Source organism: Micromonospora sp. NPDC049004 (assembly GCF_040649315.1).
GTDB lineage: Bacteria > Actinomycetota > Actinomycetes > Mycobacteriales > Micromonosporaceae > Micromonospora.
This window is the reverse complement of sequence record NZ_JBEZFG010000011.1, coordinates 199,059-211,854: the sequence shown is the minus strand read 5'-3', so window position 1 is coordinate 211,854 and position 12,796 is coordinate 199,059. Positions and strand designations below refer to the sequence as shown.

Annotated in this window: 12 protein-coding genes and 1 pseudogene; 10 read left to right on the top strand and 3 right to left on the bottom strand. The window is 72.1% G+C overall.

Annotated features, from left to right (window positions below):
* Positions 1–1,429, bottom strand: a 1,429-nt coding sequence (locus AB0B97_RS28920; RefSeq protein ID WP_357498080.1) for a cell wall anchor protein, incomplete at its 3' end; no start/stop codon positions are given.
* A gap of 304 nt (positions 1,430–1,733) precedes the next feature.
* Between AB0B97_RS28920 and rsmD the strand changes: the two genes are divergently transcribed.
* From rsmD to AB0B97_RS28875, 9 genes and pseudogenes are all read left to right on the top strand, one after another.
* On the top strand, positions 1,734–2,297 hold the full coding sequence (gene rsmD / locus AB0B97_RS28915; RefSeq protein WP_355066981.1) for a 16S rRNA (guanine(966)-N(2))-methyltransferase RsmD: 564 nt from the start codon (positions 1,734–1,736) through the stop codon (positions 2,295–2,297).
* On the top strand, positions 2,294–2,782 hold the full coding sequence (coaD, locus tag AB0B97_RS28910; protein WP_234590515.1) for a pantetheine-phosphate adenylyltransferase: 489 nt from the start codon (positions 2,294–2,296) through the stop codon (positions 2,780–2,782). The genes rsmD and coaD overlap by 4 nt, the downstream gene beginning before the upstream one ends.
* A gap of 278 nt (positions 2,783–3,060) precedes the next feature.
* Positions 3,061–3,558 carry a hypothetical protein gene (locus AB0B97_RS28905; protein ID WP_234590503.1) on the top strand — a complete coding sequence of 166 codons (498 nt, stop codon included), beginning with the start codon at positions 3,061–3,063 and terminating at the stop codon, positions 3,556–3,558.
* A gap of 110 nt (positions 3,559–3,668) precedes the next feature.
* Entirely contained in the window at positions 3,669–4,232 is a 564-nt protein-coding gene (locus AB0B97_RS28900) for a YceD family protein (RefSeq protein ID WP_234590500.1), read from the top strand.
* Positions 4,233–4,237: 5 nt separating this feature from the next.
* Complete coding sequence (gene rpmF, locus AB0B97_RS28895) at positions 4,238–4,411, top strand: 50S ribosomal protein L32 (RefSeq protein ID WP_030335284.1); 174 nt, start codon at positions 4,238–4,240, stop codon at positions 4,409–4,411.
* A gap of 114 nt (positions 4,412–4,525) precedes the next feature.
* A complete protein-coding gene (locus tag AB0B97_RS28890; protein WP_357498077.1) occupies positions 4,526–5,512 on the top strand; it encodes a phosphate acyltransferase PlsX in 987 nt (328 codons plus the stop codon).
* Positions 5,509–6,216, top strand: a pseudogene (gene rnc, locus AB0B97_RS28885) (ribonuclease III); the annotation flags it as partial. The gene AB0B97_RS28890 and the pseudogene rnc, both read left to right, overlap by 4 nt.
* Before the next feature lie 232 nt (positions 6,217–6,448).
* On the top strand, positions 6,449–7,306 hold the full coding sequence (gene mutM / locus AB0B97_RS28880) for a bifunctional DNA-formamidopyrimidine glycosylase/DNA-(apurinic or apyrimidinic site) lyase (RefSeq protein WP_234590495.1): 858 nt from the start codon (positions 6,449–6,451) through the stop codon (positions 7,304–7,306).
* 221 nt (positions 7,307–7,527) lie between these two features.
* On the top strand, positions 7,528–9,753 hold the full coding sequence (locus tag AB0B97_RS28875) for an MMPL family transporter (protein ID WP_357498075.1): 2,226 nt from the start codon (positions 7,528–7,530) through the stop codon (positions 9,751–9,753).
* A gap of 154 nt (positions 9,754–9,907) precedes the next feature.
* Here AB0B97_RS28875 and AB0B97_RS28870 read toward each other — a convergent pair whose 3' ends face one another.
* Positions 9,908–10,750, bottom strand: coding sequence for an endo alpha-1,4 polygalactosaminidase (locus AB0B97_RS28870; RefSeq protein ID WP_357498073.1), 843 nt, complete (start codon positions 10,748–10,750; stop codon positions 9,908–9,910).
* A 116-nt stretch (positions 10,751–10,866) separates the two neighbouring features.
* Positions 10,867–11,988, bottom strand: coding sequence for a CAP domain-containing protein (locus AB0B97_RS28865; protein ID WP_357498071.1), 1,122 nt, complete (start codon positions 11,986–11,988; stop codon positions 10,867–10,869).
* 374 nt (positions 11,989–12,362) lie between these two features.
* Here AB0B97_RS28865 and AB0B97_RS28860 point away from each other — a divergent pair, with 374 nt between their 5' ends.
* Positions 12,363–12,557, top strand: coding sequence for a hypothetical protein (locus tag AB0B97_RS28860; protein ID WP_007456482.1), 195 nt, complete (start codon positions 12,363–12,365; stop codon positions 12,555–12,557).
* Positions 12,558–12,796: the final 239 nt, after the last annotated feature.

The window sequence follows — 12,796 nt, the reverse complement described above, 5'->3', positions numbered from 1 at the left end:
TGCCGCCCGCGGCCGCACCGGTGACCGGGAGGCCCGGCTGGTCGTCGCCGCCGCCGCCACCGCTACCGCCGCAGTTGCCCTCCGGCGTGTAGACGGCTTCGAGCTCCAGGTCCAGGTCCGGCAGGGTGACGAGCGCCGACTCGGCCTTGCCAGCCTTGAAGGTCACCGTCTCCGACGCGCCGGCCGCGACCGTACGGGTCTCGGTCTTGTCGCCGTAGGTGAAGGTGGTCTTCACCGGCATGCCACCCTCGGGGTTGGTGACGGTGAGGGCGAACTCCTTGCAGTCGGCCTTGGTGGTGACGGCCGGCAGCGGGCAGTCCTCGGGACGCGTCCACGAGTACGTGCCGTTCTCGATGACCTTGCCGTCGACCAGGACCTCGATCTTGCCGGCGTCGGCGGCGGGCACCACGATGCTGGTGTCGGCCTTGCCGGGGGCAACGGAGACCTTCTTGGTGAAGCCGTTCTCACCCTTGACCTCGAACTCGACGGCGTACTTGCTGATCTTGCCGTCGTTGCTCAGCGACACGGCGACCGAACCGTCGCAGTTGGACGCGAAGGTCGAGGCCGGGGTGACGCAGCTCTTGCTGCCGCCGTTGTACCAGCCCTGCGGGCCCTTGGAGCGGTTGCCCGGGGCGCCCGGCGAGCCGAGCTTCTTGTTGTCGTAGCGCTTGCCGCCGTCGACGATCTCGTCGATGACCTGGTCCTTGTCGCCCCAGATGAGGTCGACCTGGGTGTGGCAGTCCGGGATCTCGACGTTCAGCGTGATCTCGGTCTGGGTGGCGCTGACGAAGTCGCTGTCCGGCGTGCCGTAGACGTACTGCGGGGTGGCGAACTGCGGCCGGGGCGCGAAGTACGACACCAGCGTGAAGTACTGCTTGCCGTCGCCGCAGAGCGGCAGGTCACCGTCGAGCTTGACGGTGGCGGTGCCCTTCGGGCCGTCGAACGTGTGGCTGTACGTGGCCTTGCTGACGTCGACGCACTTCGGCGCCGGTGCGCAGGACTGGTCGGCAGGGATGGTGATGCTGCCGTCGTTGGTGGCTTCCTTGCCGTTCTTCTTCCACTTGCCGAACACCACGAGCTTGGCGCTGGCGGTGTTGCCCGGCACCCGCTGGACGGCCTGCACGAAGCCGCCCTTCTTGATGACGTAACCCTGCAGCGGCACCGCCTCGGCGCCCTCGACGGGCACGGTCACCGGCGTCGCCGGGTCCGCGGTCACCCTCTGGAGCGTCACAGCCTTGTCGCGCTCGCTGTTCTCCACCTTCCACGTGATCACGCGCTCGCCGCTCTGCCGGTCGCAGTCGACGGTGGCGCTGATCGTGGTGTGGTGTGCGCTGGCTGGGGCGGCTACCGCGACGACCCCGGTGAGGCCGACGATGGCGGCTCCCAGGATGGCCAGCGGTCGCCGGAGCGACAGCTTGGGACGGATCACGGGTACTCCTGGAGTGCTGAAGCGTCAGGGGTGTGGCACGGGAGAGACAGTGGACGGTCACCGCACGTCCGATCGGAGAGGCGCCCTCCCGAGCCGTGGGCCGGCGTGTTCTCGCCGGCACCCGGCAGACCCTAGCGATATCGCCCCGCGTGATACAGCGCTCAGGATTTGCTAAGACTGATGTTATGAACTTGAGATCATTGATATACGAGAAGTGATCACGTCATCCTCGTGGCGGTACCGACCGTGTCGGAAGCGGTCCCGAGGGGTCGCGTAGCGTCGGGGTCATGAGCAGGAGGAGACGGTGACCCGGATCGTGGCCGGGACGCTCGGTGGCCGGCGGATCGCCGCGCCGCCCGGCGCCGGCACCCGACCCACGTCCGACCGGGTCCGGGAGGCGCTGTTCAGTGCCGTCGAGTCCGAGGTCGACCTCGACGGCGCGCGCTTCGCCGACCTGTACGCCGGTTCCGGCGCGGTCGGGCTGGAGGCGCTGTCCCGGGGCGCCCGGCACGTCCTGCTGGTCGAGTCCGACCCGCGGGCGGCCCGGGTGATCCGGGAGAACGTGGCGACCCTGCGGGCCGGCCCGGCCGTACGACTGGTCGCCGGCAAGGTGGCGACAGTGCTGGCCGCCGGCCCGGACGGTGGCCCGTACGACGTGGTCTTCGCCGACCCGCCCTACGCCGTGCCGGACGCGGAGATCACCGCGCTGCTGACGACGCTCGTCGACGGCGGCTGGCTGGCGCCCGACGCGCTGGTGGTGGTGGAACGGTCCCGCCGCACCAGGCAGTTCGAGTGGGTGGAGGGGATCACCCCCGAGCGCAGTCGCCGGTACGGCGAGACCACCCTTTGGTACGGTCGCCGATCATGAGACGTGCGGTGTGTCCCGGCTCGTTCGACCCGGTCACCAACGGACACCTCGACATCATCGGCCGCGCGAGTCGGCTGTTCGATGAGGTGATCGTCGGCGTGCTGGTGAACCAGTCGAAGAGCGGCCTGTTCACCGTCGAGGAGCGGATCGAGATGCTCCGCGAGGTGACCTCCTCGTACGGCAACGTGCGGGTCGAGTCCTTCCGGGGGCTGCTCGTCGACTTCTGCCGCGCCCAGCAGGCGAGCGTGCTGATCAAGGGGCTGCGGGCGGTCAGCGACTTCGACTACGAGTTGCAGATGGCCCAGATGAACATCGGGCTGGCCGGGGTCGAGACGCTCTTCATGCCGACCAATCCGCTCTACTCGTTCCTCTCCTCCAGCCTCGTCAAGGACGTGGCCAAGTGGGGCGGCGACATCTCCGCCCACGTCCCGGACCCGGTCCGCGAGGCCCTGCAGTCCCGCCTGGGCCCCCCACCCCTGGCCTGACCCCGGCCCGGCGCTCCTCCATCCCGCGCCGATCTTGCACTTACCGACCCCGGATCGCCCCCTTTCGGGGTGCTTTGCCGCGACCGAAACTGCAAGATCGACGCGGCAGGGGAGTGCGAGGCGGGGAGCGCGGGGGCGGGGAGTGACCATGTCGCGACTCGCCGGGTTGGGGTGAGTGGGGCGGTGGTGGGGCGGGCACGACATGATTGGTCGAGCAGGAACCCGGCCGTGGCCCGCATCATGGAGGTCGGCCGACGAACGACAGGAGTGAGGTACCGGTGGACCCGCTCGATCGCATCGACGAACTGATCGCCATGGTGGAGCAGGCGCGCTCCGTCCCGATGTCGCGCAACAACTGCATGGTCGACCGGGGCGAGATGATCGCCGCCCTGGACGAGATGCGCGCCGACCTCCCCGCCGACCTGCGTCGGGCCGCCGCGCTCCTCGAGGAGCGCGACAAGATCATGGACGCCGGCAAGCGCGAGGCGGACCGGATCATCAGCGAGGGTGAGGCAGAACACGCCCGCCTCGTATCGGTGAACGAGATCACCGTGTCCGCCGAGCACGAGGGCGCCCGGATCATCGCCGAGGCTCGCGCCGAGGCCCAGCGCCTGCGCGAGGAGGTCGACGACTACGTCGACACCGCGCTGGCCAACTTCGAGCAGTTCCTCACCCGGGCCCTCGCCTCGATAGAGCGGGGCCGCGACAAGATGCACGCGCTGCGGGAGATCGGCACCTTCGGTGGGGATGAGGCGGAACGCCCGCTACCCTTCTGAGCGGCACCTCACCAGCCGACATTCTCACCTCAGGCGTCCCCCCGGTTCGACGGTCCGGCGGTCGCCCAGGTAACCTTTTTTGTCGGCCTCTCACCGGCCGGAGTCTGACTATGCCCAAGCACTCGCCATCGACACTCGACCCCAGGTCGCCGCTGGTCCTCGACACGAGGGACCTGCCGCGTCGCCCTGGCGCGTTGCGTGAGGTCCAGCGGGTCGTGCCGGCACCGGCGGACCTCGGTGTGGAGTTGATCGGCGTGCCGGAGGGCGCGGACCTCAACCTCGATCTGAGGTTGCAGTCGGTGTCCGAGGGTGTGCTCGTCTCCGGGACCATCACCGGTCCCATCCGGGGCGAGTGCGGGCGTTGCCTGCGCGAGATCAACGAATCGATGGCCGTGACGATCCAGGAGCTGTACGCGTACGAGAACAGCACCACGGACGCCACGACCGACGAGGACGAGGTGGGCCGGATGCAGGGCGATCTGATCGACCTGGAGCCGGCGCTGCGGGACGCGTTGGTGCTCACGCTGCCGACCAACCCGCTCTGCCGGGAGGACTGCCCTGGACTGTGCCCCGAATGCGGGGCGCACTGGGACGATCTGCCGGCCGACCACAGTCACCAGCAGATCGACCCGCGTTGGGCGGGCCTGACGCAACTGACCCGTACAGAGGAGTAAGAACCGTGGCCGTCCCCAAGCGCAAGATGTCGCGCAGCAACACCCGGTCCCGCCGGGCGAACTGGAAGGCGACCGTGGTCGCGACCGTCGCGTGCCCGCAGTGCAAGTCCCCGAAGCTGCCGCACGCCGCCTGCTCCGTCTGCGGCACCTACAACGGCCGCCAGGTTCTCGAGGTCTGACCTGGACGCCGAGTGACGCCCCCGACCCCGGGTCGGGCGGCGCGCGCACCCTGGCATTCGCCCGGTGCCCCGGCTCCCTCCGACGCTGGCCGGCCCAACCCGGCCGGTGTTCCGGTGGAGCCGGGCACCGCGCGGATCGCCGTTGACCTCCTCGGCGGGGACGACGCTCCCGCCGTCGTGGTTGACGGCGCTCTGCGGGCCGTGCGCGCCGATCCCGATCTGCACCTGCTGCTCGTCGGTCCGACCGAGGTCGCCGACGCGCTGATCGCTGCCCTCGCCCCGACCGAGCGGGCCCGGATCACGGTCCGACCGGTCCGCTCCGCAGTCGGCATGGCCGACCATCCCAGCGCCGCGCGCTCGGAGAGCACCGTCCGGGCCGCCGTCACCGCCGTGCGCGACGGCACCGCCGACGCACTCGTCTCGGCCGGCGCGACAGGCGCCACGGTCACCGCCGCCGTGCTCGGGCTCGGGCGCTGGCCGGAGATCCGCCAACCCGCCCTGGTCGCCACCCTGCCCGCGGTCGCCGGGCCGGTGGTGCTGCTCGACGTCGGCGGCTCGCTGGAACCCCGCCCCGCCACCCTGGCCCGACACGCCGTGCTCGGCGCCGCGTACGCCGCGGTGGCCCACTCGGTCGTCGCGCCACGGGTCGGCCTGCTCTCGGTCGGCACCGAGGCCGGCAAGGGCGACCGGGTACGCCGGGCCACCGACCCCCTGCTCGCCGTCGAACCGCTGCCCTGCGAGGCACGCTACGTCGGCCTGGTCGAGGGGTACGACGTGGCTCTCGGCGCGCGTGCCGATGTGGTGGTCACCGACGGCTTCACCGGTAACGTGCTGCTCAAGGCGATCGAGGGCGCGTACGCGATGGCCGGCGGCCCGCCCGTCAGCGGTGGCGCCCCCCGGGCGGCCGCCCTGCTCGGCGTCGCCGGGACGGTCGTCGTCTGTCACGGCTCCGCTCGCGCCGACGACATCGCCTCCGGCATCGCTCTCGCCGCCCACCTGTGGCGACGCCGTGCCACCGAACTGGTCTCCGCGTTGCTCGACGGCGACGCCGCGACGGACCGCACCGACCGCTCCACCGACACCGAGGTACGCACATCATGAGCATCGACAAGCGGCGGCGGGCGTCCGTCGGTCACCTGGAAGCCGCGTTCGGCGTCAGCCTGGAGCCGGACCTGCTGGAACGCGCGCTGACCCACCGCTCGTACGCGTACGAGAACGGTGGCCTGCCGACGAACGAGCGGCTGGAGTTCCTCGGCGACTCGGTCCTCGGCGTGGTGATCACCACGGCGCTGTTCCACAACCACCCGGACCTGCCCGAGGGGCAGTTGGCGAAGCTGCGGGCGAGCGTGGTCAACATGCGGGCGCTCGCCGACGTGGCCCGTGGCCTGGGCCCGGACGGCCTCGGCGCGTACCTGCTGCTCGGCAAGGGCGAGGAGACCACCGGTGGCCGGGACAAGGCGAGCATCCTCGCCGACACCCTGGAGGCGCTGCTGGGCGCCATCTACCTCCAATACGGGTTGGACACCGCCGGGATCGTGATCCACCGGCTCTTCGACCCGTTGATGGCCGAGTCGGCCGGTCGCGGCGCCGCCCTGGACTGGAAGACCAGCCTCCAGGAGTTGACCGCCGCGCTCGGTCTCGGCGTGCCCGAGTACCGGATCGAGGGCACCGGACCGGACCATCTCAAGACGTTCACCGCCTGGGTCGTGGTGGCCGGCAACCGGTACGGCGGCGCCGAGGGGCGCAGCAAGAAGGAAGCCGAGCAGCGGGCCGCCGAGGCGGCCTGGCGGATGCTCACCGAGCAGCACGAGCGGAACGCCCAGCAGGACGGGTCCGACCAGGGCGAGCCGTCGGAGCCGCTGGACAGCGCCGAGCAGGCGGCCCGGGCCGAGGAGGCCGACCACCTGGCGCAGGCCATGCCGGCCGACGTGGCGGACCAGCAGACGCCGCCCGAGCGGCCGATGTCCGCCAACGGCGGCGGCCCGGTCGAGGCCCGCGACGTCGAGGCCCCGACCGGCCGCGAGACGGGCGTACGCCGTGCCTGAGCTGCCCGAGGTGGAGACCGTCCGGCAGGGGCTGGCCCAGTGGGTCACCGGCCGGCGGATCGCCTCGGTCGAGGTTCGACACCCGCGCGCCGTCCGGCGACACGTCCCCGGCGGGGCGCACTTCGCCGATGTGCTCGCCGGCCGGACCATCGTGGACGTGCGCCGACGCGGCAAGTATCTGTGGCTTCCGCTGGACAGCGGCGACGCGGTGGTCGGGCACCTGGGCATGTCGGGTCAGTTGCTGCTCCAGCCGCCCGGCACACCTGACGAGACCCACCTGCGGGTGCGGTTCCGGTTCGCCGACGACGGGCCCGAGCTGCGCTTCGTCGATCAGCGCACGTTCGGCGGGCTCGCGGTCAGCGAGGGCGGCGCCGACCTCCCCGCGGAGATCGCGCACATCGCCCGCGACCCGATGGACCCGGAGTTCTCCGACGCGGCGTTCGTCGCCGCGCTGCGCCGCCGACGGACCGAGGTGAAGCGGGCCCTGCTCGACCAGACGCTGATCTCCGGCGTGGGCAACATCTACGCCGACGAGGCGCTCTGGCGTGCCGGGCTGCACGGCGCCCGCCCCACCGACGCGCTGACCGGGCCCGCCGCGCAGCGTCTGCTCGGCCACGTCCGCGACGTGCTCGCGGAGGCGATCAAGGTGGGCGGCACCAGCTTCGACGCCCTCTACGTGAACGTCAACGGCGAGAGCGGCTACTTCGACCGGGCGCTGAACGCCTACGGCCGCGAGGGCGAGCCGTGCCGGCGGTGCGGAGCGCCGATCCGGCGCGAGTCCTTCATGAACCGCTCGTCGTTCAGCTGCCCGCGCTGCCAGCCCCGGCCTCGGGGTGCCCTTCGGGGATGACCCGGAGCCGGCTCCGGGTCGGCACCGGCGGGTCGCGGCCGGACGCTCCGGGCCCCACCCCGGCGTACGCCCGAATCGCGGTTGATGCCCGTCCGGCGGGCCCGCCGCCGTCGGCGGACCGACTCCGGGGCGGACGGGGGCCGTTCCCCGATGTGACCGCCTCGTCACGCCCCTAACGTCAGCACGGTTGACAGGGGGTCGACGTGACAGGGGGACACGAGATGGGCAACAGACCGGTGACGGTGCGGATGGCGCGGTGGAGCGCCGAGCATCCGTGGCGGGCGATCGCGTTGTGGGTCGTGTTCGTGGCGGTGTGTTTCGTCGGCGGTAACGCCGCCGGTCTCTCCGAGGCCACCAGCGGGGACCAGGCGATCGGCGAGGCCGGGCGGGCCAGCCTCATCGTGGACGACGGCGCCTTCGACGACCCGGCCGTGGAGAACGTCCTGATCACCTCCCGGGGCGGCGCCCTGGACCCGGCGGCGGCGAAGGCGGCCGCCGACGACGCGGCGGCCCGGCTGCGCACGGTCACCGGGGTCGCCGAGGTCGGTCCGCCGGTCACGGCGCGGGACGGGTCCGCCCTGCTGCTGCCGATCACCATGGCGGGTGACCCGGAGACCGCCTCGGACCGGGTGCAGCCGCTGCGCGACGCCACCGCCACCGTGCAGGGCGCGCACCCGCAGCTGCGCGTCGAGCAGGTCGGCGGGCCGTCGATCGGCCAGGCGCTCGACGACACCCTGGGCAAGGACTTCGAGCGTGCCGAGCTGCTGAGCCTGCCGGTCACCCTGGCCATCCTGATCATCGCGTTCGGCGCGCTGATCGCGGCCAGCGTGCCGGTGCTGCTGGCGCTCTCCTCGGTCGCCGCCGCGATGGGCCTGTCCACCCTCGCCTCGCACCTCGTGCCGGCCACCGACACCACGTCACCGGTGATCCTGCTGATCGGCATGGCGGTGGGGGTCGACTACTCGCTCTTCTACATCCGCCGGGAGCGGGAGGAGCGGGCCAAGGGCCGCTCCGGCCTGGACGCGGTGGAGATCGCCGCGGAGACCTCCGGGCACGCCGTGGTGGTTTCCGGCTTCGCCGTGATCATCGCGATGGCCGGGCTGTTCCTCGCCGGCGATGTGGTCTTCTCGTCCCTGGCCGTCGGCTCGATCCTGGTGGTCGCCGTCGCGGTGACCGGCTCGCTGACCGTGCTGCCGGCCCTGCTGGCCAGGCTGGGCCGCTGGGTCGACCGGCCCCGGGTGCCGCTGCTCTGGCGGTTGACCGCGCCGCGCACCGGCCGGCACGGCGAGCCGCGTACGCCCCGGCTCTGGCCGGCGGTGCTCCGTCCCGCGCTGCGCGCCCCGGTGGCGACGCTCGTCATCTCGGTCGGTCTGCTGCTCGCGCTTGCCGTGCCGGCGCTCGGCATGAAGCTGAAGTTCCCCGGCATGGAGGACCTGCCGCGCACCACGCCGGCCATGCAGGCGTACGACCGGCTCACCGCGGCCTTCCCGAGCACCGGCACCAACCACGTGGTGGCCGTCCGGGCGCCGGCCGAGCAGGCCGACCGGGTCAACGCGGCGCTCACCGACCTCGCCGCCCGCGCCAGCGGTGACCCGCTGTTCGCCCCCACCGAGGCGGACGGCCCGAAGATCAAGGTGTCGGCCGACCACCGGGTGTCGGTGCTGGACGTCGCCACCCCGTACGCCAGCCGCGACGAGCGGTCGGTGCAGTCACTGGAGAAGTTGCGGGCCGACCTGGTCCCGGCCGAGCTGCGGGGGATCCCCGGGATCGAGTACGCGGTCGGCGGGAGCGTGGCCGACAGCGAGGACTACGCGTCGCACGTGCGCGACAAGCTGCCGCTGGTGATGGGCTTCGTGCTGGTGCTCACCTTCCTGGTCATGACGTTCACCTTCCGCTCGGTGGTGGTGGCGGCCAGCTCGATCGTGCTGAACCTGCTCTCCGCCGGCGCCGCGTACGGGTTGCTGGTGCTGGTCTTCCAGGGGGAGTGGGCCGAGGGGCTGCTCGGCTTCACCTCGATGGGCGCGATCGTCTCCTGGCTGCCGCTGTTCCTGTTCGTGGTGCTCTTCGGCCTCTCGATGGACTACCACGTCTTCGTGGTGAGCCGGATCCGCGAGGGCGTGCGGGCCGGCATGTCCAACCGCGACGCGGTGTCGTACGGCATCACGTCGTCGGCCGGGGTGGTGACCAGCGCGGCGATCGTCATGGTCGGGGTGTTCTCGATCTTCGCCACGCTGAGCACGATCGACATGAAGCAGCTCGGCATCGGCCTGGCGGCGGCGATCCTGCTGGACGCCACGATCATCCGGGGAGTGGTGCTGCCCGCCCTGATGACCATGCTCGGTGACGCGAACTGGTGGGCTCCGCGGTTCCTGCGCCGAAGCCCGGCGCCGGTGCCCGCGCCCACCGACCCGCCGGCGCCCGCGCCGGAGCTGGTGCCCGTCTCCTGAGTGGCCGGTCGTCTCTCGTGCCGGGCCGCGATCCGCGGCCCGGTACGTGCCGTCCGGATGCCACCCGGGGCCTCGCGCCGCAGGATTGACCGAGCAGCCCCCGTTCGCCACCGCGGACGGGGGCACCACCGTGTCGGCCGACCGCGACCGGGCGTCACGGCAGCGCGCAGGGTTCCCGCCAGGCGTCCAACGCCCGGTTCTTGCGCATGGACGCGAAGCCGTAGCCGACCGTGGTGACGCAGAAGTCGTCGGTCGAGCCGGTGTACTCGACGTGGAAGACCGGCTTGCCCGCGTCCACGAACGGCAGCAGCTTGGCGCACTGGTCCAGCCGGACGCACTCCTCGTTGACCACGAAGTCGAAGTCCGGTGCCAGCGCCGCGAGCTGCGGAACGTCGTTGACCAGCCCGGGGGAGAGGTCCAGTGTGCGGGCCAGCCGGGCCAGCCGGCGGTTGAACAGCAGCTGGTCGTCGAAGCCGAGCGGGAAGCCGCTGCGGTGGGCGTACCCGTCGGCGTCGGAGAGAGCGACCGCGCCGAAGCCCTTGCCCCGGCACAGCCGGAACCTGTCGGCCAGCACCGGCTCCAACGCGTCCCACCCGCGGACGTCAAGCCACCGGCTGCCGGGCTCCGGGCCGGCCGCGCCCCGCACGGCGGCGGGCACCCGGCTGGCGTCCGGGTCGGTCGGGCGCAGCGAGCCGACGGACACCTGGCAGATCAGCCGGCGGTCACGGGTGCGTAGTTCGGCCGTCTGCGCGGCGGTGGTTGCCACCGGGTCGAGCAGGAAGACGTCGGCGTCCACCGTCTCATCGAGCGGGCCGTCGAGCTGCCACTGCCACTGCCAGTGGCGGGCCTGGGTGGCCGGCCACTGGGTGGGCGCCCCCGGCGGGATCAGCTCGCGCCGACATCCGTACGCCGGCAGCACCAGGATGAGCACGACGCCGGCCGACACGATCCGGCGCAGCGGGCGTGCGGCGGCACGTCGCCGCAGCCGGATCCGCATCGGCAGCCCCCGGGTCCCGGGCGGCGGGTCGCCGCCCACACCGGCACGCCGCCCCCACGTCCGGTCCGGCGTGCCTCACCGGGTCCAACGAGCGCGGGGGCGCGGACGACGCGCTCTCAGCGCGGCGCCGCGAAGACCTGCGTCCAGTACGGCCCGTTGCTGCTGGCGATGCCGACGCCGATCTCGGTGAACGCGCAGTTGAGGATGTTGGCCCGGTGCCCGGAGCTGTTCATCCAGGCGTCCATCACGGCGGTCGGCGTCTTCTGGTTCCATGCCACGTTCTCGCCGTAGGTGCGCCAGGCGTAGCCGACGCGGTCCAGCCGGACTCCGGTGTTGCTGCCGTCGCTGCCGGTGTGCGACATGTTCTGGTGGTCGGCCTGGTCCTGGCTGTGCCGCTGCGCGGCGGTCATCAGCTTGTCGTCGACGCTCAGCGCCTTGCAGCCGGCCTTGGCGCGCTCGGCGTTGACCAGGTCCACCACCTCCTGGGCCTGGGCGCTGAGGCTGCCGCTGGCGCCCCCGGAGCCACTGGTGGTGCTCGGGGCCTTGCTGCGCTCGGCGCTGCGCCGGGAGGTGGCGGTGGTCCGCGACGCGGCCGGGGTGGGCTTGACCACCTTGCTCGGCGACGGGCTCGGCCGTGCCGAGCTGGGCGAGCTGGTCGGGGAGGGGGCGACCAGGGTGTCGAGTGCCGGCTCGTCCGTCGGGACGGCGGGCGCGGCGGCGACGGTGTCGTCGACGGCGGTCGGCTCGTCGGCCGGGCCGTTCCCGCCGGGCATCGCGAGCGCGCCGACGCCGACACTCACCACGAGGGTGGCTGCCGCGGCCGCGCCGCCGATCATCAACGGGCGACGCCAGCGCCGGGGCGAGCGGTGCCGACCGCTGCCGGTCCGCCCGTCGCCGGCGGCCTCCGTGATCCCGCCGCCGGGGGAGTACGCGTCGGTCTCGGCGTGCCACCCGTCGACGATCTCCGTGGGCCGCGCGTCGCCGCGCCAGCCGTCGGTCGGTTCGTCGCCCCGTTCCTGGTCCCGCCAGCCGTCGGTCGGCGCCTCCACGGGCGCGGGCTGCCAGCGCGCGGTGGGCTCCGCGCGGTGCCACTCGTCGCCGGGCTGGTCGGGGTCGTCGCCGAACAGGTAGGCCGAGCGGGGCTCCGGGCGGTCGCGCAGCCAGTCCGGCTCGTCGGTCGGCCGCTCGGCACGCCGGGAGGCGCCGTTCGGGTCCATCGGGTCGGTCCAGCCGTACACGCCTGTGCCTCCACGGGGTCGGTTGCGGGCCGGGGTGACGCTACGACTCGCCCGCGAGCTGCGGCAACGTGGCTAAGGAAGAGTTAAGAGGAAGTCGGACGCCAAGGCGCTGACTTCCCCGAATCCGGGCGTACAGTAAAGGCGTCCGGACAGAGCGTGTCCGTGCCTTGCGGCAGCCCCCCCGACAAGTGGACAGGTCGACGTAGAGATGATCTACGGCCTGCGAGAACTTGACGAAGGAGGGGTTTGCGGCTCAATATATAGGTGTCGCCAGTCGCGCCCGGTCATGCCCAGATACAGCTGGAATGACAGCCGCGTACAAAATTGGGCGCGCGTTGGCCGGCCTTTCCGGCAGCGCATATCAAGGAGTCAGCATGGCGAAGGCCCTCTACGGCCACGTAGGTGCAGCGCCCGACCGGCGTCTGCTCGACGAGGTCACCCGACTGCGTGCCAGGGTTCAGGCACTGGAGTTCGAGATCACGCGTCTGCGTGCCGACAATGATCGGCTCGCGGCGGCTGCGGCGGAAGCGGACGACCTGCTCCGTCTCGCCGAGCCGGCGCTGACCTGATCTTCAGCGCGGAAAACTGAATCGCAGCACCACCGCAAAAATGCGCGCCGACACCTCCGTGCCGGCGCGCAACGCTGTCCGGCGCCTTTCGTGGCCGACCATTTGTGATCTTGTAACCGGCGCCGCGATAACCGCCGCGCAGTTTCGCCGAAACAGCCGGGCGGCGGGCCGATCATGAGCGTTGTTTGTCTTTCCCGGTCCCGCCGTGACAACAGCGCGCTCGGCCCACTGTCACCCTC